Origin of the sequence: Streptomyces sp. ADI96-02 (assembly GCF_003846185.1) — a bacterium.
In the GTDB taxonomy this organism is placed as follows: domain Bacteria; phylum Actinomycetota; class Actinomycetes; order Streptomycetales; family Streptomycetaceae; genus Streptomyces.
In genome coordinates this window covers 3,627,011-3,652,839 of sequence record NZ_ML123034.1, presented here as the reverse complement: position 1 = coordinate 3,652,839, position 25,829 = coordinate 3,627,011, and the positions used below count along the sequence as shown (strand labels likewise).

The following is a 25,829-nucleotide window of genomic DNA, read 5'->3' as shown; positions in this document are numbered from 1 at the left end:
CGCCGGCCGCGAACGCGCGGGGGAGCGGAAGCAGAGGCGGAAGCGGAAGCGGGACACGGCAGCGGGACACGGTAGCGGGAACGGGAGCCGGTCAGCCCTCGGGCGGCCGGCTCCCGCCGTACAGCCAGGAGTCCCACAGCGCGGTGAGGTCCCGGCCGGTCTCCTCCTCCACGTACGCGACGAAGTCGTCCGTCGAGGCGTTGCCGTGGCGGTGGGCCTTCGTCCACCCGGCGACCAGGGCGAAGAACGCCGCGTCGTCGTCCACGGCCAGCCGGACGCGGTGGATCACCATCGCCCCGCGCCCGTACACCGGCGGCTCGGAGATATCGGCGGCGGACGGCGGATCGGCGGGCGGGAACGCCCAGTTCGCATCGTCCGCGTACGCCTCCTCGAAGCTCTCCCGCACCGGGACGCCGTCGTGCTCGGCGGCCCACAGCCACTCCGCGTACGTCGCGAAGCCCTCGTTGAGCCACATGTCCTGCCAGGTGGCCGGGGTGACGGAGTTGCCGAACCACTGGTGGGCCAGCTCGTGCACCAGGAGGCCGGTGTCGGGCGGACCGGGGAAGAGCGGCCGGTTCTGGGTCTCCAGCGCGTACGCGGAGTCGCCGCGCCGCTCCACGATCGCTCCGGCGGAGCGGAACGGGTACGGGCCGAACTTCCGCGCCGCCCACCTCAGCACCGCCGGAATCCGGTCCAGTACGGCCTTGCTGCCCTTCGCCGACTCCGGGTCGACGGCGCTCAGCACGCGGATGCCGTCCGGCGTCACCGACTCGGCCGTACGGAACCGGCCGACGGCCACGGTCGCCAGGTAGCTCGCCATCGGCTCGGCGGTCCGCCACCGGAACGCGGTGCGGCCGTCGACGGTGCGCCGGTCCACCAGCTCCCCGTTGGAGACGGCCGTCAGCCCCTCGGGCACGGTGACGCGCACGTCGTAGACGGCCTTGTCGCTCGGGTGGTGGTTGCCGGGGAACCAGGCCATGGAGCCCACCGGTTCGCCGAGGGCCACCGAGCCGTCCGCCGTCCTCAGCCAGCCCTCCTCGCTGCCGTCGGCGTCCGTCAGGGTCTGCGGGGAGCCGGAGTAGCGCACGGTCGCGGTGAACGTGGCGCCCTCGCGCAGCCGGTCCTCGACCCCGGCGTCCGGGCGCAGCGTCAGCTCCCGGCCCGCCCGGTTCACCGCGGCCGGTCGGCCCTCGACGGTGGCGCTCTCCACGTCGAGCCCGGCCAGGTCGAGGCGGAAGGCGCTCAGGTCCTGGTCGGCGCGGGCGGTGATCCGGGCCGTGCCGCGCAGCCGTCCGGCGTCCGGGTCGACGTCGAGCGAGAGGGCGTAGTGCGTGACGTCGTAGCCGCCGTTGCCCAGCTTCGGGAAGTACGGGTCGCGCGCTCCGGCCGCGCCCGGAACGCCCTCGACGCCGCCCGTGCAGCCCGTGCCGAGGACGGCGAGGGAGGTCAGCAGGGCGGCGGCGGAGGCGGTACGGCGGCGGGCCGGGCTCGGGTGGTGCACACCGTCGATCGTAGGCGGTGCCGGCGGACCTCCCCGGACCGGCGGACCTCCCCGGACCGGCGGCGGGCGGCCGACGGGCCGAGGCCGTCGGGACCGCCCGGACCGCCCGGACCTGCCGGACCTGCCGGCCCTGCCGGACCTGCCGGACTGCCGGTCAGAGGACGGCGATGCCCAGCGGGCGGCTGCCCGCCTGGAACCGGACCGGATCCGCGTCCCCTTCGAGGTCGACGACGGTGATCCCGTTCCAGTAGCCGTCACGGGTGAACCCGCCCGTGACGTACGCCCACCGGCCGTCGGACGACACGGTGACGTCCTCGTGCGGGCCCTGGAGCGGCACCACCCGCTCCTCGCCGTCGGGGCTGCGGACGGTGAGCGAGGCGTCCTCGTCGTCCGTGCCGATGGGGCCGGTGCCGACGGCGAGGAGGGTGCCGTCGGGGGTGAGGGCCGCACCGTGCTGGTGGGTGTTCGCGGTCATCCGCTCGATCTCCACCTTCCCGGTGCGCGGGTCCAGCACGGCCAGCCGCTCGCCCTCGAACGGCAGCAGCAGCCTGCCGTCCTCGGGCCGCACGGCGGCGTAGTGCGGCTTCAGCCAGGAGCCGAGCCCGCCCTCGGTACCGTACGGGGCGACCTCCATGCGGCGCGTCTTCAGCGTCCCGGCGTCCACCGCCGTCACGTCGAACGAGTCGTGGTCGGTGGCGTACACCTCGTCTCCGTCCGGCGAGACGTCCACGTCGAACGGCCGGCGGCCGACCGGCGCGGTGCCGGTGACCTCGCGGGTCGCGGTGTCGATGACCTCGACCGTGCCGTCGCCGCCGGGCACGTTGACGCCGACGTAGACGTGGCGCCCGTCGGGCGCCAGGGCGATGCCCATGCCGCCGCCCCGGTACTCGCCGGTGGTCGCCGGTCCGCTCTCCGTCTCGTACGGGATGAGGGCGAGCCGGGTGCGCCGGGCCGTGTCGACGACGGCGACGCCCTCGGCGGTCGCGACCCAGGCCCGCCCGTCCTCCCCGACGACCAGGCCGTACGGCGCGGTGCCGACCCGCACGGAGGCCAGGGGCTGCCCGCCGGTGCCGGAGCCGTTCCTCCCCGGGTCGACGAAGGTGACGGTGTCGGCCCCGAAGTCGGCGACGAGCAGGGTGCCCTCGGGGGTACGGCCCCGGGGGGCGTCCTTCGGGTCGGGCTTCGCCGTGCCCGTGGCGGCGGGTTCCCGCGCAGCCCCGGAGGAGTCAGGCACCGTCGCGGCGGCGCACCCGGCGAGCACCGCCGCGGCGACGAGACCGAGCGTGAGGCGGCGGGCGTTGCGGGCGCGGCGGGCGTTGCGGGCGCGGCGACCGCGCACCGCGTTCACGCGGCGTCCCGCAGCAGCGCGGCGAGTTCGGCGAAGCCGCGCCGTTCGGCGTGGGCCAGGGCCGTGACCCCGTCGCCGTCGGCCAACCCCGGCGTCGCGCCGGCCGCCAACAGGGCCGCCACGACCTCCTGGTGCGCCCGGCCGCCGGCGCCGAGGATCACCGCCTCCAGCAGGGCGGTCCAGCCGAGCCGGTTGACGTGGTCGACGTCGATGTCGGTGACCCGCAGCGCCTCCCGTACGTACGCGACGTGGCCGCGCTCGGCGGCGGGGATCAGGGAGACGCCGCCGAACCGGTTGCGCAGGGTCAGGTCCGGTCCGGCCGGCAGCAGGACGTGCAGCATCGCGACGCTGCCGGTGACCCCGGTGGCCAGCCACGGGCTCTCCTCGCGGAGGTCCTGGGCGTCGGGGTCGGCGCCGGCCGCCACCAGCAGCCGGGCCGCCTCCACGTGGTCGCCGCCGACGGCGAGGAGCAGCGCGGTGCGCCGTTCCCCGTCGCGGGCGTCGACCCGCGCACCGCCCTCGACGGCGGCCCGCACCCCCTCGGCGTCGCCGGTACGGGCGGCGGTGAGCAGATCGTGATCGAGGACGTTCATGGTTGCTCCGTTCTGCGCGTTGTGCGCGTACTTCAAGCACTGCGCGTACTGCGTGCGGGGGACTGCCCCACTACCGGGCGAGGGCCGCGACACCGGCCCGGGCGAACTTCTCGTCGAGGTCGCCGCCGGGTGCGCCGGCCACGCCGATGCCCGCCACCGGCGCGCCCTTGACCTGGACCGGGGCTCCGCCGGCGAGGAACAGCGTGCCGGGGATGTCCTTCAGGTTCGGGGCCTGCTCCAGGCGCTTGACCAGTTCGGACGTGGGCGCGTTCCAGGAGACGGCGGTGTACGCCTTCTCGACGGCCGACTCGGGGGACTGCGGGCCGGCGCCGTCGCCGCGGAGCGTGACGAGCGTGTTGCCGCTGCGGTCGACGACCGCGACGGAGACGCGCTGGTTCTCCTTCCTCGCGGCGTCCAGGGCGGCCTGCGCGGCCTTGGTCGCGGCGGCGGCGGTGAGGTGGGTGGTCTGCTGGAGGTCGCGGTTGTTCGCGTCGGCCTTGGCGGCGGCCGGGACTACGGCCGGGCCGGCGGCCGGGGCGGACGCGCTCGCGGACATGGCGCCGAAGGCGCCGGCCCCGAGGGCGGCGACGACGACGCCACCGGTCACGGCACGGGCACGCGGCGACAGCTTCTTCACGGTGGGCTCCTTGGTGGTGCGATACGGGCGGTGCGCTTGCGGATGTCCCGCCGGCGGATGTTCCGCTTCCGGGCGGTGCGCTTCCGGGTGTTCGGCTCTGTCATCGATCCTCCCGGCGGATCCGGCCCCGTACGGTCGGCGTACCGGCTGCGTCCGGGGGCCGGGTCGGCTGACGGCCCCGTCAGCCGATCGGTTGATGCGGGCGGGACCGGAGAGGTTCACGATGGAGGGGTCCGCGCGGATACGTGCAGGTCGTCGCGGGTCCGCGAGCGTCGCCACAGGGAACGGAACGCGAGGTACGAGGTGCAGCACGGGAGCGGTCCGCGGGAGCCGGGCGCCCGCACCGGGGCGGACGGGAGCGCGCAGCCGTACGCCGCCCGGCGCGCGGAGCCGCCCGCTCACGCGGAAGCCGACGCGGACGCGAACGCGAACGCCGATGCCGACGCCCGCTGGCTCGCGCTCCTCATGCACGCCGCGTTCTTCCTGCTGCTCGGCGCCTCGCTCGCCCGGTTCCTCATGCGGCACCCCGGCGAGGACCGCACGCCGTGGATCATCGCCCTGTCGATCGGCCTGGCCGGGCTCTACCTCCTCGGTCCCGTGCTCGGCTCACGGCCCACGCCGCGCCGGCTGGCCTGGCTGGCGGGGCTCGTGGCGGTCTGGATGGTGCTGGTCGTCCTCGCGCCGAGCTTCGCGTGGTGCGCGGTGCCGCTGTTCTACACCGGGCTGCGCATCCTGCCGCCGCGGCCCGCTCTCGTCCTCGTCGCGCTGCTCACCGTGTTCGTCGTGGCCGCGCAGTTGCGCCTGGCCGCGGGCTTCGACCCGAACCTGCTGCTCGCCCCGCCCGCCGTCGCGGCCGTGGCGACCACCGCCTTCGTCCACATGCAGCGCCAGGCCGCCCGCCAGCGGGAGCTGATCGACGACCTGCTGCGCACCCGGCGCGAACTGGCCGCCACCGAACGGCGCGAGGGAACCCTCGCCGAGCGGCAGCGGCTCTCCATGGAGATCCACGACACCCTGGCCCAGGGCCTGTCCAGTCAGCAGATGCTGCTCCAGGCGGCCGACCGCACCTGGACCGCCGACCCGGCCACCGCCCGACGCCACGTCCGTACGGCCACCGGCATCGCCGAACGCAACCTCGCCGAGGCCCGCCGCTTCGTCCACGACCTGGCCCCGGCCGATCTCGCGGAGGGCGGCGGCCTGGAGGCGGCCCTGTCCGCACTCGCGGCCCGCGAGACGGCTCAGACGCAGGGCGCGACGACCGTCCGCTGCCATGTGGAGGGCGCGGCGCAGTCCCCGCTGCCGGTCCTGGTGCAGTCCGCCCTGCTGCGCATCGCCCAGGGGGCGCTGGCCAACGTACGGGAGCACGCGGGGGCGACGGCCGCCGCGCTGACCCTGACGCACCTCGACGACCGGGTCGTCCTCGACGTCGGCGACGACGGCCGCGGCTTCACCGTGCCCGAGGGCGGTCCCGTCCCGGCGGACGGCGTACGGGGCCACGGCCTGCCGGCGATGCGGGCGCGGGCGCGTCAGCTCGGCGGAACCCTGACGATCGAGTCGGCGCCGGGCGAGGGCACCGTGCTCTCCGCCTCGATCCCCCTCGCCCCGGCCTCCCCCGCCCCGGCCCCCGCCGACACCAGCCCGGAGGAACCCGCATGACCGAGGCCGCGCAGGCTCCCGCCCCCGTCCGCATCCTGCTCTGCGACGACCACGCGGTCGTCCGCGCCGGCCTGCTCGCCCTCCTCGGCAGCGAACCGGACATCGAGGTGGTCGGCGAGGCGGGCAGCGGCGAGGAAGCCGTGGTGCTCGCCACCCGCCTCAGCCCGGACGTCGTGCTGATGGACCTCCAGCTGGGCGAGGGCATCGACGGCGTCGAGGCCACCCGCCGCATCGCGGCCGGGAACGCCGTCCACGTCCTCGTCCTGACCACGTACGACACGGACGCCGACATCACCCGCGCCATCGAGGCCGGCGCGACCGGCTACCTGCTGAAGGCCGAGCGCCCGGAGGAGCTCTTCGCCGCCATCCGCTCCGCCGCCCAGGGCCGCACGACGCTGTCGGCACCGGTGGCCGGCCGGGTGATGGCCCGCATGCGCAGCCCCCGCCCCGCCCTCACCGACCGGGAACGCGACATCCTGGCCCAGCTCTCCCAGGGCCTGGGCAACCGCGACATCGCCCGCGCCCTGTTCATCAGCGAGGCCACGGTCAAGACGCACCTGGGCCGGATCTACGACAAGCTCGGCGTCGACACCCGCGCGGGTGCCGTGGCCGTGGCGAAGGAGCAGCGACTGCTGCCGTGATCCCGCGCGGGACGGAGGCAGGGGTAACGGGAGGCGCGGCGTCTCAGTGCTCGTCGAACAGAGCGTCGGCGGTCTCGGCCGTGACGGCACGCTCGAACCACACGTCGAGCACCTGAAGGTCCGCGCACGCCGAAATGCGCTGCCGCGCCGACTCGGGCACCGCGACGCCACGGACCGCGAGAATCCGCAGGATGTCCTCGACACGCCCCTCGACTCGCCCCTCGTCGCGGAAGGTCTCGGCGACGATGCCGCGGAAGTGACTGAGACCAGTGCCCATCAGGTTCCTCCAGATCTCGCGGGCCGGGGTGGCTCCCAGACCCGCCTCGGTGAATTCGGCGAAGACCGCCGCAGCGTCGGCGTCCGTGGTCTTGAGGGCCACGGCGAGGGCCTCCAGTATGGCAGCGATGTCGTGATCGTTACCATGTGTGATCGCTGAGAAGACGGCCATCGGAATGTCCTCGGCCGCGCGCGCCGCATCCGTCACCGCCGGAACGTTGTGCGGGCCCAGCACCAGCGGATACACGGCCAGGCTCGGATGCTTCTCCAGCCCGATACGGATGGGCTCGGCCGCCCATTCCGCCGTCCCCTTGTCCCGGCAGACGACCAGCAGCACGGGTGGGTACCGGAACTTCGCGTAGAGGTGAGCCAGGTAGTACGCCCAACTGCTCTTCTTGTCCGGGTCCTTCTTGCCCTGAGCCTCGATCGCCAGCAGAAAGCAGTCCCCACCCGCGATGTCGACGCGCAACAGCGTGTCCACATGGCGTTCGAGGGGTCTGATCTCCGTGAGATCCGTATCCATGAGTGACACGGCGACCGGGTCGGGGAACGGAATGCCGAGAGCGCGGAAGGCACTCGTGAACAGCCCGGGGTTCTCCTGGAAAATCCGATGATGAGCTTCGTGCGGCGAACTGACCATGGAACGGACGCTAAACGCCGGTCGCCGGCCTCATCCGGCGGACGGCCTCCCTCTCACCCGATCGGGTAAGGCCACCGTGACCGGGCATGACACCATCGACCCGTGCTCGACATCGGCTACTCCCTCTCCCGGCGCTTCCCCGATCCCCCGCAGACCGACTACCGCCGCGCGGACGTCCGCGCGCTGCGGCACGATCTGTTCTCCGGTGACGTCTATCTGGCGGACACCAAGGCGGACCGCGAGGTGTCCACAGCCTGGGGATGGGTGCCGGTGCTCGACTTCGCCTGGGCGCTCTGCGACATCGTCGAGCAGATCGACCAGGACCCGCGCGGCAACCGCTCGCACCGGCAGCAGTACGCGGAACTGGACTTCACCGAATCCAGCGACCGGATGCTGTTCGAGCGGCGCTTCGGCTGGGTCGACGTCGAGGCCGACTGGATGCCCGGAGACGAGCCTCCGCTCACCTTCAGCCACTCCCTGCTGCGCCGCGAGGCCCGCGACTTCCTGCACGACCTGATCGCCGACCTGGCCGACATGCACGAGGGCCTGGCCGACAACCCCGTCATCTGGGACCTCCAGGCGCGCTTCCCCCGCATGTGAGACCCCGACCCCTCACGCCTCCACCCGCACCCCGATCTGCGCGGCGAACGCCGGAGCCAGCTCCATCAGCTGGACCGGGCTGATCACCGCCCCCGCCAGCCGCTCCACGCCCCGCGCGATGTCCAGCTCCGTCACCGCGCGCAGGTCCACCGAGTCCATGCTCGCCCCGCTGAAGTCGGCCCGCTTCAGCACGCAGTCCCGGAACTCCACCCGCACCAGGTGCGCGTCCCCGAAATCCGGCTCGGACAGCACACATCCCTCGAAGACGACGTCCTTCAACCGGGCCCTGCGGAGATTCAGATAGTCGATCTTCCCGCCCCGCACCACCACGCGCTCCAGCACCGCCCCGTGCAACTGGACCCCGCCCAGCCGTGCGTCCACCACCTCCACATCGCGCAGCGACGCCTCGGCCAGATCCGTGCCCACGCCCCGTACGCCCGTCAGCACCGCGTCGATGAAGCGGGCCCGCACCAGCTCCGTGCGGTCCAGCACGCAACCGTCCAGCGCGCAGTCCATGAACCGGGCGCCCGGCCCCGCGCCCTCCGTCAGATCGACCCCGTCGAACCGCACCCCGTCGTAGTCCCCGTCGGGCTCCAGGCCCCCGCCCTCGTACGGCACGAGCGGCGGCAGCCGCACCTCCGGCCGGCGCGCCGCCGCCACCGCCCCCTTCCTCTCCCCGCTCCGCCCCGTCCTGCCCGCACGCGTCACCATGCCCCCATCGTGACGCACCCCACTGACAACGCCCCCGCCCGATGTCACGAACGGCCCTCCCCGGTCCGTCCCTGGAACAGCGACCGAAGGAGATCCAGCCATGCACCGCATCCACGTCGTCGGCGGCGGCTTCGCCGGACTGACCGCCGCGATCACCGCCGCCGAATCCGGCGCCCCGGTCACCCTGTACGAGGCCCACCGCACGCTCGGCGGCCGGGCCAGGACCGCGGGCGGCCCCTACCTGACGAACGAGGGCCCGCACGCCCTGTACCGCCACGGGCCGCACTGGGCGTGGCTGGCCCGGCGCGGACTTCTCGGGCAGGTCGTCTCCGTGCCGCTCCTCGAAGGCGCCCGCTTCCGCTTCCGCCGCGCCGGCGTCCTCCGCCGCACCCCGCCCGCCGCCCTGCTGCGCCTCGCCCGCCACCGCGCGGGGGCCGCTCCGGTGGACGCCGACTTCCACGGCTGGGCCGCCGGGCTGATCGGCGAGGACCACGCCCGTGCCGCCGCGCACTTCGTCGGCGCCGGCCTCTTCCACCACGACCCCGGCGCGCTGTCCGCCGCGTTCGTCCAGGAGCGGTTCCGCCGCCTCGCCTCGCTGCCGCCCGAGGCCCGCTATCCGGTCGGCGGCTGGGCCCGGCTCGTCGAGCGGATGGCCGGGCACGCGCGCGGCCTCGGCGTACGCGTGGAGACGTCCGCCCGCGTCGACGGGGGCACGCTCGCCGGGCTGGCCCGTAACGGTCCGCTGATCGTCGCCACCTCCCTCGACGCCGCCCGTACGCTCCTCGACGACGCGGCCCTGACCTGGGACAGCGGCCGGAGCGCCCTCGTCGACATCGCGGTGCGCGAACGGCGCGGCGACGCCTTCGTCGTCTCCGACCTGGACGCCCCGGGCTGGATCGAACGGTTCACCGCCCAGGACCCGACCCTCGCTCCGGCCGGCGAACAGCTGATCCAGGGCCAGTTCCCGATCGCCCCGGGCGCGCCCCGCGCCGACGGCGTCGCCCGCGCCGAGCAGCTGCTCGACCTCGGCTTCCCGGGCTGGCGCGGGCGCACGACCTGGCGCGGCGAGGCGCTGGCCACCGGCCGTACGGGGGCCGTGGACCGCCCCGGCACCACCTGGCGGGACCGGCCCTCGGTCGTCCGCGGGGACGGCGTCTTCCTCGCCGGTGACCAGGTGGCGGCCCCGGGGCTCCTGAGCGAGGTCTCCTTCACCAGCGGCCTCGAAGCCGCGACGCTCGCCCTACGGGCGGCCGGACCCCGGACGCGAACCCCACCCGCCCCCGGAACGCGGCTGACGCCAAGACGGCGAGACGGCGAGACGCCGAGACGCCAAGAAGCCGAGACGCCAGCACGCCAGGGACGGGGAGGAGGCGACGCCCGCTGAACGTGACCGCTGACCCGAGCGCCCGCCGCCACCTCCGCCCCTCCCCCTCATCGCCCCAGCAACTGCCGCGCGATCCCCGCCTGGTCGGCGGACGGCCGCTCCCCGTCCCCGACCGCCCCCAGCGCGTTCTGCAACACCCGCCCCAGCGTCCACGCCCGCGCCCGCGCCCGGTCGCCGGCCATCCCCAGCGCGTCCGTCAACGCGTCGAACCGCCACAGCACCTCCCCGGCGTCGAACAGGTTCACCAGCGCCGGGAACAACTCGAATCCGGGGTCGCCCACCAGCGGCTTCGGGTCGATCGCCACCCATTGCCCGGACCGCTCCGAACCCGCCCGGCCGGACAGGACGTTGTCGTAGTGCAGGTCCCAGTGCAGCAGCCGGTCCCCCGGCTCGCCCGCGACCTCCCGTACAGCCGCCGCGCAGTCCGCGAGCAGCCGCCGGTCCGACGCGTCGGCGAGCGTCCGGGCCGCCTCCGGGGCGGCGACCAGCATCCGTTCGGCCTCCGCGCCCAGGGTGCGCAGGCCCTCCGGCGCGGGCACCGCCGCCAGTCGGGCCAGCACCTCGCCGAGCACACCCACCGCCGCCCGCACGTCGGCCGTCCGCGACAACGGGCGTTGCTCGTCCAGCCGTTCGAGCAACAGGGCGCCGGTGTCCGGGTCGTGGTCGAGCAGCCCGACGGCCCCGACGCCCGCCGCGCCCCAGGCGCGCAGCGCGACCGGTTCGCCGACGGTCTCCTCGTCGAGCGCCTGGAGTTTCAGCACGGTCGGCAGCCCGTCCGCGACGCGCACCACCGGCAGCACCAGGGCGCACATGCCGTGCATCGCCGCGCCGTCCAACCGCAGCCCCCACTGCGCCAGATACCGCTCGGCGAGGCCCGGCAGCCCGGCCACGAAGGCGCGCCCCGCCTCGCCGTTGAACGAGGACTGCGCAGCGACGAGCCCGTCCGGAATGTCGATCACGCGGCCGATCCCAAGCTCGTGCGTCAATCGGGCCATGCCCCGAAAACTACCGGGAAGTCCTGGAAGTCCGGGAGGAATCCCCGGAAGAAGTCCCGGACGCCGACCCGGACGACGACGTGCCGGCCGCCGTACCGTCACCGCTGCCCTCCTGGCCGTACGTCGCTGGATCGCCGCTGCCCTCCTGGCCGCACGCCGCTGGATCACCGGCGCGCCGGGCACGTACGTCTGGCTGGCGGTCCTCTTCGTCACCGCCTTCCTCCTGCACCGGATGTCCCCCGCGTTCGAGGAGGAATTCCTCCGCCGGCACTCCACCAACATCCACGAGCTCTCGCAGGACCCGCTGCGCGTCCTCGTCTCCAGCGCCCTGTGGATCGACGGCGGGAACTGGCTGCCGTACGCGGTCCTGTTCACCGTCTTCCACGCCACCGCCGAGCACTGGCTGGGAACCCTGCGCTGGTTCGCCATCGTGGTCGCCGCGCACGTGCTGGCCACCCTCCTCAGCGAAGGCGTGCTGGCCTGGGCGATCCGGCACGGCCACGCCCCGCAGTCCGCCGTCAACTCGCTCGACGTCGGCGTCAGTTACGCACTCGCCGGAGTGATCGCGGTCCTCGTCTACCGCGTCCCGCATCCCTGGCGTCACGTCTACGCGTTCGCCGTCCTCGTCGTCTTCGGCATCCCGCTGGCCACCGGCCGCACCTTCACGGACCTGGGCCACTTCACCGCCGTACTGATCGGGTTCGCCTGCTACCCGCTCACGCGCACCGCCCGGGGCGGAACGGGGACGGAACACCCCGCCGCGCAGTAACGTCCGGCCACACGTACGCTCGGCATCACACCGGACAGCAGGGGCATCATGAGCACCGTCACCACCGTCAACGGCGGCATATCGTTCTGGTACGCGCGGGAGGGCACCCCGGCCCCGCGCGAGCCCCTGCCCGGCGACGCGACGGCCGACGTCGTCATCGTCGGCGGCGGCTACACCGGGCTCTGGACCGCGTACTACCTCAAGAAGGCCGTCCCCTTTCTCAACATCACCGTGCTGGAGGCGAAGTTCTGCGGTTACGGGGCCTCCGGCCGCAACGGCGGGTGGCTCTACAACGGCATCGCGGGCCGCGACCGGTACGCCGAGCTGCACGGCCACGACGCCGCCGTACGGCTCCAGAAGGCGATGAACGAGACCGTGGACGAGGTCGTCCGGGCCGCCGCCGAGGAGCGGATCGACGCCGACATCCACCGGGGCGGCGTCCTGGAGGTGGCCCGCACCCCCTCCCAGCTCGCCCGCCTCAAGGACTTCCACAGCGTCGAGATCGCGTTCGGCGAGACCGACCGGGTGCTGCGCGGCGCCCGCGAGACGGCGGAGCGGATCAAGGTCACCGGGGCCGTCGGCTCCACCTGGACCCCGCACGGAGCCCGGCTGCACCCGGCCAAGCTGGTCAAGGGCCTCGCCGACACCGTGGAAGCCCTCGGCGTCACCATCCACGAGTCGACGCCGGTCACCGAGATCAAGCCCAAGCACGCCGTCACCCCGTACGGCACGGTCCGCGCCCCGTACGTCCTGCGCTGCACCGAGGGCTTCACCGCGAGCCTCAAGGGCCAGAAACGCACCTGGCTGCCGATGAACTCCTCCATGATCGCCACCGAGCCGCTGTCCGCCCGCGTCTGGGAGACCATCGGCTGGGACGGCCGCGAGACGGTCGGCGACATGGCCCACGCCTACCTCTACGCCCAGCGCACGGCGGACGACCGCATCGCCCTCGGCGGACGCGGCTACCCCTACCGCTACGGCTCCGCCACCGACAACGACGGCCGCACGCAGCCCGCCACCGTCGAGGCGCTGCGCGATCTGCTGGTCCGCCTCTTCCCGACCACGGCGGGCGTCCGCGTCGACCACGCCTGGTCCGGCGTCCTCGGCGTCCCGCGCGACTGGTGCGCGACCGTCACCCTGGACCGCTCCACCGGCCTGGGCTGGGCCGGCGGTTACGTCGGCTCGGGCGTCGCCACGGCGAACCTCGCCGCCCGCACCCTGCGCGACCTGATCCAGCAGGACTCCGGCCAGGCGGGCCCCACCGATCTGACCGCGCTGCCGTGGGTCAACCACAAGGTGCGGCGCTGGGAACCGGAACCCTTCCGCTGGCTCGGCGTCCACGGCATGTACGCGGCCTACCGCGCCGCCGACCGCCGCGAGACCGCCTCGCCCCGCCCCGGCACCGACCCCATCGCCCGTGCGGCGGACCGTATCGCCGGCCGTCACTGATCCCGCGCGGCACTCCCGGCGGAGACCCCGCGGCGGGACCACAGCGGTGCCGCCCCGGCGCACACGGCCGGGGCGGCACCGCCGCCGGCGGTCGGGGCGGGCAGCCGGCGATCAGTCCACCTCAGAGGCGCCATCCACCTCAGAGGCGTCTTCCACCTCGGAGGCCCGCCTTCCACCTGGGAGGCGTCGGTTCACCTCAGAGGCATCAGTTCACCTCGGAGGTGAAGGAGTTCACCTTGAGGCCCGCACCGCCCTGCCACGGCTCGAAGCCGGCCTGGACGCTCGTCAGGTACCAGGAGGGGTCACCGAATCCCCGGTCGTTGGCCTGCTTCACGAAGTCCTTGACGTCGAAACTGAGGTTGGACATGGCGGACGGGGCCACGAAGGAGATGACCTTGTGGCCGCCGTCGCGCTGCTCCCACACGTCCCAGGTGGTGCCCGCCACGGTGGCGGTGCCGCTCGGGGAGCCGATGGGGTTGATGGGGCCGACCTTGTTGGCCCAGATCATGATCTCCAGCGCGTGCACGCCGTCCGTCTTGGGCGTCGGGTCGAGCCAGATGTCGTAGGACGCGTTGTAGACGCCGTCGGCGGTGTAGCCGTAGGACACACTGGTCGGAGCGCTGTTGATGGAGCTGACCCGCGCGGGCAGCTTGGTGCCGGGCGAACACTCCTTGTAGTGGCAGCCGTTCACCATGGACGGGTAGCCCTTGGGCGGACCGTTGAAGGCGACCTGGCCGTCGGCCTTCGTCACCTCGAAGCCGGCGGCCGTGGTGTTGATGCACTGCTCGCCGGCGGGGTTCCACAGGTTGTTCTGCACCATGTACGTGCCGACGGTCGACTTGTCGTACTGGCCGCAGATCTCCGCCGCTTGGGCGGGAGCGCTGAAGGCCATCATTCCGGCCGACGCCGAGAGGACCGGCAGCAGTATCAGGGCGGCGGTTCGCTTGGACAGCTTCATGGACTCTTCCAGTCTGTGGGGGATGACGGGAAACACCCGCGCGAGCGGGCTTCCAGGGGAGGGGCTTCCAGGGAGGTCGCTGCTCGGGACGAGCAGGGGACGGGTGGGGGGTGGTGGAGCTTCCGGAGCGCCGTGGGAGCGCTCCCGCACACTGTAGGAGCGGCTTTCCCGCGCCCACAAGGCTCACAGCGGAACGACGGCGACCGCCGGTTTCCTCGGTTACCGAGCGCGAAGGCGCGACGGAAGGGCAGCGCCGCACACGCACGGTTTCACCCGATCCTCCCGCGACGCCCCATGACGCTCCGTCATGAAGAACGCGGACTCCCGACCCAATGCGCAGGCGGGATGAGCGGAGCGGCGCTCCCCGGATCGGGATCGACGCCCATAGTGATTCACGCTTGTACACAAGGCGAATAAACCTTACTTATCCGTTCTGAGTTGTTTGTTGTGATCAGCTGCAACCCATGGCTTTTGGTAGGCCCTTCAGGTGATGCGTCCGTGACGGAGTATCGCGACGGGCGCAGAAACGTTGACGCATACGTGGAGCCACGTGAAATTTGGGAACGCAACACTCTCCTCGCCGAAGCGTTCTGCAGCACGGACGATCGGGTGCGGGAGGCTCAGGCGGTGATGGACGAGGCACTGGCCAGCAGAACGAGAGCCCTGGCCGCGTTCGCCGTGACGGTGGGCAGTGACTCCGCCGTGGCCGACCTGATGGGTCTGAACGAGCGCGAGGTGCGCGTCGCGCGCCGTACCGTCGGCAAGGATGACGCCCGTGTCGTCGCCGACCAGTTGCTCAAGGCTCCTGCCGAGACGCCTCCCCAGGCGGCTCCGTCGGTCGACTTCCCCGCCGAAGCACCCCCGCAACCGCCGTCACACGCCCCGGACCCCGGAGGGGAACCGCAGGCGGAGGCCGCCGCCTGGGCCGCCCAGCCGTCCATGGTGGAGAGCGCCGCGTCGATCGCCGCGGTGACCTGGACGGAAGGCATGGACTCCGTACTCCAGTGGAGTTGGCAATCCGGCCTCGACCTCCAGACCGTCGCGGAAGAACTCGGCCTGAACTCGAAGGACCTCCTCCTGCGAGCCCAGATGCTCGCCGCCGAGGGACGACTGGCCCCCAAGTCGCCGGCGTACGAGACGAGCCAGTCAGGCCGCCACCGACGGCACGCCTCCCTCTCGTACAGCGCCGTGCCCGACAGCCCGGAGACCCTGTACAGCTCGCCGAGCCCCTACAACTGAACCCGCCGCCGCATCAGCGTCCACCCGGTCCCGCCGGGGCCAGTTCGGCCCGGACCAGCGCAGCCGCCAGCCTCGGCAGGTCATCGTCGTCGACGAGCCGGGCCAGTCGCTCGGGCGTTCCGGGCAGCCCGAGCCCGGCGGCGCCGCGACGGGCCCGGGCGTCGAACGCCGGACGCAGCTCGGGCCACACGCCCTGCGCCTCGCGGCAGTAGATGTCCGCTCCCACCGCCCCGATACGGGGGAACTGCCGCAACAGCCGGTGAATTCGCGCCGGGTCCCCGCCGGCCTCGTCGCGCAGCCGCCGCAAGTCGCCCCGGTACCGTTCGCGTACGAGTTCCGCCCCCGCTCCCAGCGCGGTGGCCGTGCTCTCGTCGTAGCGGCGGTAGTGAGCCCGGACGAGCGCGTCGACCCGGCCCTGCCACGACGCCCTCTCCATGGCCCGGGGTGTGCGCATTCCGGCCGCGAACAGTTCACGAGCTGCCGCTACCGCCATATCGGCTCTGATGGGCGCCGAGAACAGCACACAGAGCACGAGCAACTCGTACAGCGGCATGGGGGTGTCCCGGAGCCGGATCCCCGCCTCCTCCGCATACGTCGTCCCCCGCTCCTCGAGCAGGCGCTTCGCGGTCCGTTCCACGGGCATGGTGGTCCTCCGATGCCGATGCCACAGCCCCCCGTCGCGGGTTCGCGGCCACGCCGCACCACCACGCGCCGCCCCCACCGAACGCTTCCTCATTTTACGCGTCCGGGCGCACCCCGCCCGGCGGACCACGGGCGGGGCGGCCGGGCGGTCACAGCCGCGTGAAGTCCGTACGGGCGACCTGCCGGAAGCCTCGGCGAGTTCCGCGACGGCCTCGCCGAAGCTCTAGAGACCGGGTGCCGGAGAGGACATGGATCCGTCCGGCGTGGCCCTGCCGCGTGAGCACGACGGCCGCGACCTCGGCGAGGTCTTCCAGGTCGATGAAGGCTTCCCGCCCGTTGCCGGTGGGCCTCTGGCGGCGTGGGCGATGTCGCGATCGAGGCCACCGCCAAAGTCGTCCGCCTCCAGCGCAAGGCCGAAGCCGAGCAGGCCGCCCGCAAAGGCGAGAAGGCCGCCAGGAAGGCGAAGACCAGCGCGAAAGCCCAGGCCAAGATCAAGAAGAAGGCCGAGGCCAGGCGGCCCGAGAAGCAGGTCCCCGAGCCGCTCCGCTCACGCAGGCAATCCCACGGCACCCCGGCCGTGTGACCCACCCTGCCCCGAGCAACAGAAAACCCCAGTTCACGAGCTATGTGACCGCCGTTGTGATCAACGCCCGCCGCTGCGACGGGCCTCTTTCCCGAAGTAACGGACGAAGGCCATGCAACCCCACACGATCAGGACGTTGACCAGCGCTCCGGCACCGTGGAACAGGGGGTTGAGGAGGTTGAACCCGGCCTCCCCGCCGATCGAGTCGTCGCCGACCAGCAGGGCCAGCGGATACAGCACGAAGACCAGCACCACGACAGCGCCGGGGAAGGAGATGGTGTTCATCAGCGGGTCGGCGGCCCCGGGCCGCCCGGAGAACTCATAGGCCAGGGCAGTGACCATGGCCAGACCTATGTAGCCGACGGCTATGAGGCGGGCCTTGCTCCAGGCTCCGGGCTCGATCCAGGGTCTGGGCTTGTTCGGGGAACTGGGCTTGCTCATGAGGGTTTGTCCTCCGTGGTTCGGGGCGGAGGGCCCGCGTCCCTGGAGCGGGGACGCGGGCCCTCCCCCGCTCACTATCGACAGGTTCGGTCTTCCGCGTGGCGCGCGGTCCGGAACCGCGGCCCCAGAACTTGGTGCGGACCATCTTGCGCAGGTTGGAACGTGCTTGTCCCAGTACTTCTTGTCCATCAGTACGAGAACACCTTCTTGTCGGAGGCACCGGTCTTGCCGAGGTCGCAGTACAGGCAGTAGCTCGCCAGACCGCTGGTGTCGCGGCACCCCACGAGGTCGCCCCCGCAGTACACGTAGGGGTTCGAGCCGCCCGCGTACCCCTGGTCGACCTGGAGGAAGCGGCCGGCTTCCGGCTCGTGGGCGCGCGCGTCGGTGAGCACGAGGCCGCTCAGGGTGTCACTGGAGACCTGTGAGGCGCCCATCCAGCCGTAACAACGGGCGGGCTCGGTCGCGGTGAGCGGGACCCCGAACTCGTCGTACCGCTGCACGACCGAGCGCGAGAGGTCGGCCAGGTCCAGGGGGACCGAGATGTCCCCGCGCAGGTTCGACAGCTGGAGCACCACGTCGTCACCGAAGGTGGCGGTGCCGAGCGTGCCCGCGATGTCGTTGACGAAGCGGGCCCGAGTGCCGTCGCCGCGCTCCTCCCAGTCCCAGGGTCTCGGTGGCGGCGGCGGCCGGACGGCCGACGCCGTCGAGTGGCGATCATGGTGCCCCGGAAAGAGTGCTCCACTGACGCCGATCGATCTTGAGAAGAACAAAGGCCCAGGTCAGACGATGTCTGACCTGGGCCATCCCTGAGCCCCCTGTCGGATTCGAACCGACGACCTACGCATTACAAGTGCGTTGCTCTGGCCAGCTGAGCTAAGGAGGCGTGCCGGAGCAGTCTAACCAACCCCGGGCCCTGGTCGTCCGCGATTTCCTGTGCTCCGGACTACTGACAGATCGGGAAACGCCAGGTAGCGTCACGGCAGGTTCGCTCAAGTGGACCAGACCACTCCCTACTCGGATCGTCCGGCACGTTCCTGCCGGTTGAGGAGAAGATCCATCATGGCCAGTGTCACGTTCGACAAGGCGTCCCGCGTCTACCCCGGCTCCACCAAGCCGGCCGTGGACCAGCTGGAGATCGACATCGCGGACGGCGAGTTCCTCGTCCTCGTCGGTCCTTCCGGCTGCGGCAAGTCGACCTCCCTGCGCATGCTCGCGGGTCTTGAGGACGTCAACGGCGGCGCGATCCGCATCGGTGACCGCGACGTCACGCACCTGCCGCCCAAGGACCGGGACATCGCCATGGTGTTCCAGAACTACGCGCTCTACCCGCACATGTCCGTCGCGGACAACATGGGCTTCGCCCTCAAGATCGCCGGTGTGAACAAGACCGACATCCGGGCGAAGGTCGAAGAGGCCGCCAAGATGCTGGACCTCACCGACTACCTGGACCGCAAGCCCAAGGCCCTCTCCGGCGGTCAGCGCCAGCGTGTGGCGATGGGCCGGGCCATCGTGCGCGAGCCGCAGGTCTTCCTCATGGACGAGCCGCTGTCGAACCTCGACGCCAAGCTCCGCGTCTCCACCCGTACGCAGATCGCGTCGCTCCAGCGCCGCCTCGGCATCACCACCGTCTACGTCACCCACGACCAGGTCGAGGCCCTCACCATGGGCGACCGGGTCGCGGTGCTCAAGGACGGGCTGCTCCAGCAGGTCGACTCGCCGCGCAACATGTACGACCGCCCGGCGAACCTCTTCGTGGCCGGCTTCATCGGCTCCCCCGCCATGAACCTGGTCGAGGTCCCGATCACCGACGGCGGCGTGAAGTTCGGCAACAGCGTCGTCCCGGTCTCGCGCGAGGCCCTGACCGCCGCGGCCGACCGCGGTGACACCACCGTCACCGTCGGCATCCGCCCCGAGCACTTCGACATCGTCGAGCACGGCGGCGCCGCCGCCAAGTCGCTGTCCAAGGACTCCGCGGACGCGCCCGCCGGTCTCGCCGTCTCCGTCAACGTGGTCGAGGAGTTGGGCGCCGACGGCTTCGTCTACGGCGCCGCGCAGGTCGGCGGAGAGCACAAGGACCTCGTCGTCCGCGTCGGCGGCCGGGCCGTGCCGGAGAAGGGCACCGAGCTGCACGTCGTCCCGCGCCCGGACGAGCTGCACGTCTTCGCGACGTCGACCGGCGAGCGCCTCACCGACTGATCGCCTCACCGACTGGCCGACCGGTTGACCGACGGCTGACCGACCGACCCGGCTGACCGACCCGGCCGACCGGCCGGCGACTCAACGCCCCACCGCCCGGCCGTCGCACCGGCTGACTCCGCTCCGCCGCACGCTCGGCCCCGTGCTCTCCGCGAGAGGGCGCGGGGCCGTTTGCGTGGCCCGGAACGCGTGAGGGTTTCGACGCCCGACGCCGCCAAATACCCCGGCACACTGGGCATTTCGCCACGATGCGTCAACCCCGTATTCGAAAGGGCGCGTCGAACCGTCCCCCGCGAGGGTGACGAAATGTCGCCGATTCATCACTGCCCGCTACGCTCGCTGCGTGACCCACACCGCGCGCCGCATCGGCCGATCTCTCGCTCTCGTCCTGCCCGTCGTCATGGTTCTCTCCGGGACCCTTGCGGTCACCAGCGTTCCGTGGGCGGCAACGGACAACGACTCCCCGCTGCTCGCCGCCTCCTCGGAGACGGTCTCCAAGCCCGCGAAGCCGCGCGCCGCCCAGGACGTGCTGCGCGACAAGCTCCTCGTGGAACTCCAGGAGAAGGACCCGGGCACCGCCCTGACCGGCCTCCAGCGCGCCGTCGAGCAGCGCCCGTCGCTGGCCCGGCACTGCATGTCGATCGCCAGGGCCCTCGGCAAGGCCGCCGTCGAGCAGTACGGCCCGACGCGCGCCCACCGCTTCTCCCGCCCCGTCTGCGACACCTCGTTCGCCTCAGGAGTGGCGCAGTTCAGCTGAGCCGGTCCGGTCCGGGCGGGCTCGGGCGGCAGCGCCCGCCGGGTGCGGCCGGGCACCGCATATCGTGCCTGCCATGCATACGTATCCGACGCAGGCCGTGATCCTCGCCGGCGGCCAGGGGTCGCGGCTGCGCCCGTACACCGATGACCGCCCCAAGCCGATGGTCGAGATCCCCGGGACCGGGACTCCGATCATCGGCCACCAGCTTTCCTGGCTGGCCGACGAGGGCGTCACCGACGCCGTGGTCTCGTGCGGCCACCTCGCCGAGGTGCTCCAGGAGTGGCTGGAGTCCGCCGTCCTGCCGCTGCGCGTCACCACCGTGGTCGAGACCGAACCGCTGGGCCGCGGCGGCGGGTTGAAGTACGCCGCCCAGCGCCTGCCCGAGCCGGACGAACCCTGGTACGCCACCAACGGCGACATCTGGACGCGTTTCTCGCTGCGCGAGATGGCCGCCTTCCACGCGGAGCGCGACGCCACCGCGACGCTCGCGCTGGCCCGGCCCCGGATTCCCTGGGGCGCGGTGGAGACGGACGCCTTCGGACACATCACGGACTTCATCGAGTCGCCGCCCTCGCCGTACCTGATCAACGCGGGTGTGTACGTGTTCTCGCCGGAGTTCACGAAGTTGCTGCCGGACCGGGGCGACCACGAGCGCACGACCTTCCCGCGCTTGGCCCGCGAGCGGCGGCTGGCCGGCTTCCCGCTGCCCCACGGGGCCTACTGGCGGGCGATCGACACGGCCAAGGACCTGACCGAGGCGGCACGCGAACTGGGCGCGCACACGGCCTGACAGCCCCTCCCGCGCCCCTCGCGCGGCAGCCGCCTCCCCCGACACCCGTACCGCCCCGCACGGAGCCCGACGCGGTACGCACCACACCACCGTGCCGTACAAGCCGCGCCCGGCCGTACGAGCCGGATAGGCCCCCCACGCACGCGAGGGCGGTCCCGCCCCCGAACCGGGGTGGCGGGACCGCCCTTGGCGCGTTTCCTTCCGTGCGGGTCAGCCGAGGAGGCCGCCGATGGGGTTGCGGCCACCGCCGGACGAGCCGCCCGACGTGCCGCCCTCGCCGCCGCCGGTGGAACCGCCGCCGGCCGGCTCCGAGCCGCCGCCCGCGGAGCCCGCGCCGCCCATGGAGCCGGACGAGGAGGGACCGGCGCTGGTGGCTGCCGGCGGCTGCTGCGGGGCGGTCTGCTGCGGAGGCTGCTGACCCGTGCCCTGCGTCTGGCTGGGCTGGGTGCCCGCGCCCGTGGACTGCCCGCCGGCGGACTCGCGTACCGCTCCGGGGGTGGGGCGGTCGGTGGCCGGGGCGGTGGCGGTGCCGGAGCGGGTGGGCTCCGGGGCCCGCCGGTCCGGGGTGCGGGAGGTCTGGCGCTCGCCGCTGGATTCGCGGGGCAGCGGCATGCCGGGGAGCTGGTTGGTCGGGTTGTCGTTCGGACCGGGGACGGTGACGACCTCGGTGGAGCGGACGGCGCCGCCGAGGATGGAGCCGATCAGCAGGGTGAGGCCGACGACGACGGTGGCGATGACCGAACCGCGGCGCAGCACGCGGCGGCGCAGGTCCCAGATCTCCGACCGCGGGCCGAGCTTGCGCCAGGCCTCTCCGGCGAGGCGTCCGTCGACGGAGTAGACGGGCGCGCCCGCGATGATCAGCGGGCTCCAGGCGGCCAGGAAGATGATGTCGGGCGCGTCGTACACGGCTACGGTGCGCCAACTGACCGTGACCAGCAGGGCCGCGGAGAGCAGGGCCCCGACGGAGGCGGCGACGCGCTGCCACAGGCCGAGAACGGTCAGGACGCCGACGACGACCTGGAGGAAGGCGACGGTCAGTCCGGCCCCGACCGGGTGCGAGAGGGCGAAGTCGCGCAGCGGCTCGGCCAGCGCCCACGGGTTCAGCGAGGTCAGCCACTTGACCATGGAGCCGCGCTCGCCGCCGTCGAAGTAGACGGGGTCGCACAGCTTGCCCATGCCGGCGTAGATCGAGATGAAGCCGAGGAAGACCCGCATCGGGAGCAGGACGACCCCGAGGTTCATCCGGTGCCCGGGGTAGTAGGCGTGCCGGACCGGGTCGTTGCCGTGCCGCCGGGCGCGGTCCTCGGCGGCTTCGTCGTAGGTGTCGTCGTCGCCGGGGCCGTCCGGCGACTCGTCGGCGAGGTCGTCGTCGTAGGCGCCGACGGCCCGGCGCATCGGCGGCAGCAGCGGGCCGGTGCGTCCCGGCTGCTGCGGAGCGGTCAGTACGGGGTTGGGCTGCGTCTCCTCCAGGAACGGGATGACCTGGGTGGCGCCCGCCGCGCGGCCGTCCCCGGAACCCGCGCCGAGAGCGGCGTCGAGAGTCCCGGCGGTGGAGTTGCGCACGGCCTGGAGGAGGCCGGTCGCGCCCGGGTCGCCGGGGGCGGATCTGCCGCTCCAGACGACGGGTGCCCGCCTGCGGACCCCGGCGCCGCTCATGGCGGGGATGCGGGCCGTGTCCGCGGGGGCACCGCGCAGCCGCGCGCGCTGGCCCGGGGCGAGCTGCACCCGGAAGCTGGCGTGGTTGACGATGACCTGCGCGGGGTCGCTGTCCACCTTGGTCATGCTCAGGGCGGGTTGCTCGTCGAACCGAGGCGTTCTGGTGTCCACACTCATCTAACCGAGTGATGTGTCGTTAGGACACTGCCTTGACGCCGCCGATGTGTCCGAGACCCGTCAAGATCCAGCCAAACTCGGGCAAGCTGGAAGTCTGTTCGGCACTCGCGCGTCAACTCGCCCGGAGGGCGTGCCCGTTGGCGCGCGAGCGCCGTACGCCACCGCGCGCCGTCACGCGCGCCGGCGCGCCACCTCGTAGAGCACGATGCCCGCCGCGACGCCGGCGTTGAGCGACTCGGCGCCGCCCGGCATGGAGATCCGCACCCGGTAGTCGCACGTCTCGCCGACGAGTCGGCCCAGGCCCTTGCCCTCGCTGCCGATCACGATGACGACCGGGCCCGCCAGCTGCTCCAGGTCCTCCACCGTGTGCTCGCCGTCGGCGGCCAGGCCGACGACCGTGAGGCCCGCCTTCTGGTAGCCCTCCAGCGCGCGGGTGAGGTTGGTGACCCGGGAGACCGGCGTACGGGCCGCCGTGCCGGCCGAGGACTTCCACGCACCGGCGGTCATGCCGGCCGCGCGCCGCTCCGGGACGACCACGCCGTGGCCGCCGAAGGCGGAGACCGAGCGGACGATCGCGCCGAGGTTGCGCGGGTCGGTCACTCCGTCCAGGGCCACGATCAGCGGGTCCTCGCCGTTGTCGTAGGCGGCGGCGGTGAGGTCCTCCGGGTGCGCGTACTCGTACGGCGGGACCTGGAGGACGAGGCCCTGGTGGTTCAGGCCGTTCGTCATCCGGTCCAGCTCCGGGCGCGGGGCCTCCATCAGGTTGATGTTGCCGCGCTCGCCCGCGAGCTTGAGGGCGTCGCGGACCCGCTCGTCGTTGTCGATGTACTGCTGGACGTACAGGGTGACGGCGGGCACGCCGTCACGCAGCGCCTCGTAGACCGGGTTGCGGCCGACGACCATCTCCGAGGCGCCCTTCACGCCGCCGCGCCGGGGGGCGGGACGGCGCGCCGCGGCCTGCTTGGCCTGGGCGCCGGCGATCCGGTTCTTCTTGTGTCCCTTGCGGGCGGAGGCGGGCGGCGTGGGTCCCTTGCCTTCGAGACCACGGCGTCGCTGGCCACCGCTGCCGACCTGCATGCCCTTCTTGTTGGACGTGCGGCGGTTCCTGCGCTGGCTGTTCCCGGCCATGACCTACCTGTTTCGTTGCTTCAGACGTACGTACGTAACGAGTGTGCCGCCCGGAGAGCCGGGCGGCACATCTGCGCCGGTCGGACCGGCGCCGAGAGTCGTGCTCAGCGCGGTCCGAGCGTCCACCGGGGGCCGCTGGGGCTGTCCTCGATGACGAGACCGGACTGGTTGAGCTGGTCGCGGATGGCGTCGGCGGCGGCCCAGTCCTTGCGGGCGCGGGCCGACTGCCGCTGGTCGAGGACCAGGCGTACGAGAGTGTCGACGACGCCGTGCAGGTCCTCACCCCGGTCGTTCTCCCCGGCCCAGTGCGGGTCGAGCGGATCGAGGCCGAGCACGCCGAGCATCGCACGGACCTCGGCCAGCCGGGCGACCGCCGCCTCCTTGTCGTCCGCCGCGAGCGCGCTGTTGCCCTGGCGGACGGTGGTGTGGACGATCGCGAGGGCCTGCGGGACGCCCAGGTCCTCGTCCATCGCCTCGGCGAAGGCGGGCGGCACCTCGGCGGCGGGGGCGACGGTCTCCCCGGCCTTCTCGGTGACGCGCTGGACGAAGCCCTCGATCCGGGCGAACGCCGACTCCGCCTCGCGCAGCGACTCCTCGCTGTACTCGATCATCGACCGGTAGTGCGGGGTGCCGAGGTAGTAGCGCAGGACGATCGGACGCCAGTTCTTGACCATCTCGCTGACGAGCACGGAGTTGCCGAGCGACTTCGACATCTTCTCGCCGGACATGGTGACCCAGCCGTTGTGCACCCAGTACCGCGCGAACTCGTCGCCGTACGCCTTGGCCTGGGCGATCTCGTTCTCGTGGTGCGGGAAGATCAGGTCGATGCCGCCGCCGTGGATGTCGAAGGCGGAGCCGAGGTACTTGTGCGCCATCGCGGAGCACTCCAGGTGCCAGCCGGGCCGGCCCCGGCCCCACGGCGTCTCCCAGCTGGGCTCGCCGGGCTTGACCGCCTTCCACATGGCGAAGTCGCGCTGGTCGCGCTTGCCGGTCTCGCCCTCGCCGGATGGCTGGCGCAGGTCGTCCAGCTCCTGGTTGGACAGTTCCAGGTAGCCGGGCAGCGACCGCACGTCGAAGTAGACGTTGCCGTCCGCCTCGTAGGCGTGGCCGCGCTCGATGAGGCCGCGCATCATCTCGATCATCTCGGTGATGTGGCCGGTGGCGCGGGGCTCGTACGTCGGCGGCAGGCAGCCGAGCGCGTCGTACCCGGCGTTGAACGCGCGCTCGTTCTCGTAGCCGATCGACCACCACGGGCGGCCCTGCTCGGCGGACTTCGCGATGATCTTGTCGTCGATGTCGGTGACGTTCCGGACGAACGTGACGTCGTAGCCGCGGTAGGCGAACCAGCGGCGCATGATGTCGAAGTTCAGCCCCGAGCGGATGTGCCCGATGTGCGGTGCCGCCTGGACCGTGGCGCCACAGAGGTAGATCGAGACGCAGCCCGCTGTGAGCGGGACGAAGTCACGGATCTGCCGGGCGCTGGTGTCGTGCAGGCGAATAGTCACCCCTCAAGGGTAGTAGGCCCGCACCAGTGCCCCGCGACCCCTCGGGGAATCGCGGGGCGGCTTCTCCGGTGCGGGCCGGGCCCGGACGGTGAGCGAGGCGGCCGGAAAGCCCTCCGGGCGGGCCCGGCCACGCCCTCAGAGGCTTCCGACGACCTTGCGCGGCGTGATCCGCACGACCACTCGGTCGCCGTCCTGGCCGGCGCTCGGGTTGAACTCGGCGTACGACTTGCCGGTGTACTTCACGGAGAGCCGGTCGATCAGCTCCTGCCCGCCCTCGGTGGTCAGCCGCGCCTCGCCGCGGATCTCGGCGTACGTGTACGGCTGGTCGAAGGGCTGGACGACGACGGTGACGCGCGGGTCGCGGCGGAGGTTCTTCTCCTTGCGGCGGCCGACCGTGGTGGAGATGAGCACGTCCTCGCCGTCGCGTGCCACCCAGACCGGGGAGACCTGCGGGCTGCCGTCGGGCTGGATGGTGGCGATGTTGACGAAGACCGGGGTGTCGAGCAGGTTCTTCAGCTCGTTGGAGAGTGCGGCGGTCATGACGTACGTCCTCCTGG

26 protein-coding genes and 1 tRNA gene are annotated in these 25,829 nt (G+C 72.7%); 11 read left to right on the top strand and 16 right to left on the bottom strand.

The features are described from left to right. Positions 1-91 precede the first annotated feature (91 nt). The 4 genes from EES43_RS16055 to EES43_RS16040 all read right to left on the bottom strand — a co-directional run bounded on the left by EES43_RS16055 (position 92) and on the right by EES43_RS16040 (position 4,079). Positions 92-1,501, bottom strand: coding sequence for a M1 family metallopeptidase (locus tag EES43_RS16055; RefSeq protein WP_124269351.1), 1,410 nt, complete (start codon positions 1,499-1,501; stop codon positions 92-94). A 154-nt stretch (positions 1,502-1,655) separates the two neighbouring features. Next, on the bottom strand, positions 1,656-2,849 hold the full coding sequence (locus EES43_RS16050; protein ID WP_206430062.1) for a YncE family protein: 1,194 nt from the start codon (positions 2,847-2,849) through the stop codon (positions 1,656-1,658). Beyond that, positions 2,846-3,442 (bottom strand): ankyrin repeat domain-containing protein, encoded by a 597-nt coding sequence (locus tag EES43_RS16045; protein ID WP_124269350.1) that lies wholly within the window; start codon positions 3,440-3,442, stop codon positions 2,846-2,848. Before EES43_RS16045 ends, EES43_RS16050 begins: the two co-directional genes overlap by 4 nt. Before the next feature lie 70 nt (positions 3,443-3,512). Then, positions 3,513-4,079, bottom strand: coding sequence for a GlcG/HbpS family heme-binding protein (locus EES43_RS16040; RefSeq protein WP_124269349.1), 567 nt, complete (start codon positions 4,077-4,079; stop codon positions 3,513-3,515). 303 nt (positions 4,080-4,382) lie between these two features. Here EES43_RS16040 and EES43_RS16035 point away from each other — a divergent pair, with 303 nt between their 5' ends. Further along, a complete protein-coding gene (locus EES43_RS16035; RefSeq protein ID WP_241192451.1) occupies positions 4,383-5,735 on the top strand; it encodes a sensor histidine kinase in 1,353 nt (450 codons plus the stop codon). After that, a complete protein-coding gene (locus EES43_RS16030; protein ID WP_124269348.1) occupies positions 5,732-6,376 on the top strand; it encodes a response regulator in 645 nt (214 codons plus the stop codon). The genes EES43_RS16035 and EES43_RS16030 overlap by 4 nt, the downstream gene beginning before the upstream one ends. 43 nt (positions 6,377-6,419) lie before the next feature. Here the strand turns inward: EES43_RS16030 and EES43_RS16025 are convergent, their stop codons facing one another. Next, positions 6,420-7,292: a hypothetical protein gene (locus EES43_RS16025; protein WP_124269347.1), complete on the bottom strand. Its 873-nt coding sequence runs from the start codon at positions 7,290-7,292 to the stop codon at positions 6,420-6,422. Between the two features lie 102 nt (positions 7,293-7,394). On the opposite strand from EES43_RS16025, the gene EES43_RS16020 reads away from it, so the two are divergent. After that, positions 7,395-7,892, top strand: a complete 498-nt coding sequence (locus EES43_RS16020) for a hypothetical protein (RefSeq protein ID WP_124269346.1) — start codon at positions 7,395-7,397, stop codon at positions 7,890-7,892. 12 nt (positions 7,893-7,904) lie between these two features. Here the strand turns inward: EES43_RS16020 and EES43_RS16015 are convergent, their stop codons facing one another. Beyond that, complete coding sequence (locus EES43_RS16015) at positions 7,905-8,603, bottom strand: pentapeptide repeat-containing protein (RefSeq protein WP_241192450.1); 699 nt, start codon at positions 8,601-8,603, stop codon at positions 7,905-7,907. 100 nt (positions 8,604-8,703) lie between these two features. Between EES43_RS16015 and EES43_RS16010 the strand changes: the two genes are divergently transcribed. Then, positions 8,704-9,987: an NAD(P)-binding protein gene (locus EES43_RS16010; protein WP_124269345.1), complete on the top strand. Its 1,284-nt coding sequence runs from the start codon at positions 8,704-8,706 to the stop codon at positions 9,985-9,987. Between the two features lie 47 nt (positions 9,988-10,034). Here EES43_RS16010 and EES43_RS16005 read toward each other — a convergent pair whose 3' ends face one another. After that, entirely contained in the window at positions 10,035-10,946 is a 912-nt protein-coding gene (locus tag EES43_RS16005) for an aminoglycoside phosphotransferase family protein (protein ID WP_124269344.1), read from the bottom strand. Between the two features lie 34 nt (positions 10,947-10,980). Between EES43_RS16005 and EES43_RS16000 the strand changes: the two genes are divergently transcribed. Both EES43_RS16000 and EES43_RS15995 read left to right on the top strand, forming a co-directional pair. Continuing rightward, positions 10,981-11,751, top strand: a complete 771-nt coding sequence (locus EES43_RS16000) for a rhomboid-like protein (RefSeq protein ID WP_241192449.1) — start codon at positions 10,981-10,983, stop codon at positions 11,749-11,751. Between the two features lie 48 nt (positions 11,752-11,799). Next, a complete protein-coding gene (locus EES43_RS15995) occupies positions 11,800-13,200 on the top strand; it encodes an NAD(P)/FAD-dependent oxidoreductase (protein ID WP_124269343.1) in 1,401 nt (466 codons plus the stop codon). Positions 13,201-13,405: 205 nt separating this feature from the next. On the opposite strand, the gene EES43_RS15990 is transcribed toward EES43_RS15995, so the two are convergent. Then, on the bottom strand, positions 13,406-14,158 hold the full coding sequence (locus tag EES43_RS15990) for a GH12 family glycosyl hydrolase domain-containing protein (RefSeq protein ID WP_124269342.1): 753 nt from the start codon (positions 14,156-14,158) through the stop codon (positions 13,406-13,408). Positions 14,159-14,788: 630 nt separating this feature from the next. Here EES43_RS15990 and EES43_RS15985 point away from each other — a divergent pair. Next, the gene (locus EES43_RS15985; protein WP_124272007.1) at positions 14,789-15,397 is read left to right on the top strand and encodes a hypothetical protein; all 609 of its coding nucleotides are present in this window, start codon (positions 14,789-14,791) and stop codon (positions 15,395-15,397) included. A 13-nt stretch (positions 15,398-15,410) separates the two neighbouring features. Here the strand turns inward: EES43_RS15985 and EES43_RS15980 are convergent, their stop codons facing one another. Then, complete coding sequence (locus tag EES43_RS15980) at positions 15,411-16,040, bottom strand: endonuclease (protein WP_124269341.1); 630 nt, start codon at positions 16,038-16,040, stop codon at positions 15,411-15,413. 357 nt (positions 16,041-16,397) lie between these two features. Here EES43_RS15980 and EES43_RS15975 point away from each other — a divergent pair, with 357 nt between their 5' ends. Continuing rightward, on the top strand, positions 16,398-16,622 hold the full coding sequence (locus tag EES43_RS15975; RefSeq protein WP_124269340.1) for a hypothetical protein: 225 nt from the start codon (positions 16,398-16,400) through the stop codon (positions 16,620-16,622). A gap of 60 nt (positions 16,623-16,682) precedes the next feature. Here EES43_RS15975 and EES43_RS15970 read toward each other — a convergent pair whose 3' ends face one another. From EES43_RS15970 to EES43_RS15960, 3 genes are all read right to left on the bottom strand, one after another. Further along, positions 16,683-17,063, bottom strand: a complete 381-nt coding sequence (locus tag EES43_RS15970) for a hypothetical protein (protein ID WP_124269339.1) — start codon at positions 17,061-17,063, stop codon at positions 16,683-16,685. Positions 17,064-17,251: 188 nt separating this feature from the next. Next, entirely contained in the window at positions 17,252-17,833 is a 582-nt protein-coding gene (locus tag EES43_RS15965) for an RHS repeat-associated core domain-containing protein (RefSeq protein WP_124269338.1), read from the bottom strand. Between the two features lie 39 nt (positions 17,834-17,872). Continuing rightward, positions 17,873-17,946 (bottom strand) — tRNA-Thr (locus EES43_RS15960). Positions 17,947-18,122: 176 nt separating this feature from the next. Here EES43_RS15960 and ugpC point away from each other — a divergent pair. From ugpC to EES43_RS15945, 3 genes are all read left to right on the top strand, one after another. Next, entirely contained in the window at positions 18,123-19,259 is a 1,137-nt protein-coding gene (gene ugpC, locus EES43_RS15955; RefSeq protein ID WP_124269337.1) for an ABC transporter ATP-binding protein, read from the top strand. A 343-nt stretch (positions 19,260-19,602) separates the two neighbouring features. After that, positions 19,603-20,016 carry a hypothetical protein gene (locus EES43_RS15950; protein ID WP_124269336.1) on the top strand — a complete coding sequence of 138 codons (414 nt, stop codon included), beginning with the start codon at positions 19,603-19,605 and terminating at the stop codon, positions 20,014-20,016. Between the two features lie 73 nt (positions 20,017-20,089). Next, positions 20,090-20,806 (top strand): nucleotidyltransferase family protein, encoded by a 717-nt coding sequence (locus EES43_RS15945; RefSeq protein ID WP_124269335.1) that lies wholly within the window; start codon positions 20,090-20,092, stop codon positions 20,804-20,806. A gap of 210 nt (positions 20,807-21,016) precedes the next feature. On the opposite strand, the gene EES43_RS15940 is transcribed toward EES43_RS15945, so the two are convergent. The 4 genes from EES43_RS15940 to EES43_RS15925 form a co-directional block, all read right to left on the bottom strand. After that, on the bottom strand, positions 21,017-22,639 hold the full coding sequence (locus EES43_RS15940) for a DoxX family membrane protein (RefSeq protein ID WP_241192448.1): 1,623 nt from the start codon (positions 22,637-22,639) through the stop codon (positions 21,017-21,019). Between the two features lie 171 nt (positions 22,640-22,810). Beyond that, positions 22,811-23,767, bottom strand: a complete 957-nt coding sequence (gene rlmB / locus EES43_RS15935) for a 23S rRNA (guanosine(2251)-2'-O)-methyltransferase RlmB (RefSeq protein WP_124269334.1) — start codon at positions 23,765-23,767, stop codon at positions 22,811-22,813. Positions 23,768-23,871: 104 nt separating this feature from the next. Further along, entirely contained in the window at positions 23,872-25,272 is a 1,401-nt protein-coding gene (gene cysS / locus EES43_RS15930; RefSeq protein WP_124269333.1) for a cysteine--tRNA ligase, read from the bottom strand. A gap of 135 nt (positions 25,273-25,407) precedes the next feature. Then, positions 25,408-25,812 (bottom strand): PPOX class F420-dependent oxidoreductase, encoded by a 405-nt coding sequence (locus tag EES43_RS15925; protein ID WP_124269332.1) that lies wholly within the window; start codon positions 25,810-25,812, stop codon positions 25,408-25,410. Positions 25,813-25,829: the final 17 nt, after the last annotated feature.

Coding starts and splice junctions, on each gene's coding strand:
- EES43_RS15945 (WP_124269335.1), top strand. CDS start 20,090: ATGCATACGTATCCGACGCAGGCCGTGATCCTCGCCGGCGGCCAGGGG.
- EES43_RS16025 (WP_124269347.1), bottom strand. CDS start 7,292: ATGGTCAGTTCGCCGCACGAAGCTCATCATCGGATTTTCCAGGAGAAC.
- EES43_RS15970 (WP_124269339.1), bottom strand. CDS start 17,063: ATGAGCAAGCCCAGTTCCCCGAACAAGCCCAGACCCTGGATCGAGCCC.
- EES43_RS16015 (WP_241192450.1), bottom strand. CDS start 8,603: ATGGTGACGCGTGCGGGCAGGACGGGGCGGAGCGGGGAGAGGAAGGGG.
- EES43_RS15940 (WP_241192448.1), bottom strand. CDS start 22,639: ATGAGTGTGGACACCAGAACGCCTCGGTTCGACGAGCAACCCGCCCTG.
- EES43_RS15985 (WP_124272007.1), top strand. CDS start 14,789: ATGGACGAGGCACTGGCCAGCAGAACGAGAGCCCTGGCCGCGTTCGCC.
- EES43_RS16045 (WP_124269350.1), bottom strand. CDS start 3,442: ATGAACGTCCTCGATCACGATCTGCTCACCGCCGCCCGTACCGGCGAC.
- EES43_RS15995 (WP_124269343.1), top strand. CDS start 11,800: ATGAGCACCGTCACCACCGTCAACGGCGGCATATCGTTCTGGTACGCG.
- EES43_RS16010 (WP_124269345.1), top strand. CDS start 8,704: ATGCACCGCATCCACGTCGTCGGCGGCGGCTTCGCCGGACTGACCGCC.
- rlmB (WP_124269334.1), bottom strand. CDS start 23,767: ATGGCCGGGAACAGCCAGCGCAGGAACCGCCGCACGTCCAACAAGAAG.
- EES43_RS15925 (WP_124269332.1), bottom strand. CDS start 25,812: ATGACCGCCGCACTCTCCAACGAGCTGAAGAACCTGCTCGACACCCCG.
- EES43_RS16030 (WP_124269348.1), top strand. CDS start 5,732: ATGACCGAGGCCGCGCAGGCTCCCGCCCCCGTCCGCATCCTGCTCTGC.
- EES43_RS16000 (WP_241192449.1), top strand. CDS start 10,981: ATGCCCCGAAAACTACCGGGAAGTCCTGGAAGTCCGGGAGGAATCCCC.
- EES43_RS15980 (WP_124269341.1), bottom strand. CDS start 16,040: ATGCCCGTGGAACGGACCGCGAAGCGCCTGCTCGAGGAGCGGGGGACG.
- ugpC (WP_124269337.1), top strand. CDS start 18,123: ATGGCCAGTGTCACGTTCGACAAGGCGTCCCGCGTCTACCCCGGCTCC.
- EES43_RS15990 (WP_124269342.1), bottom strand. CDS start 14,158: ATGAAGCTGTCCAAGCGAACCGCCGCCCTGATACTGCTGCCGGTCCTC.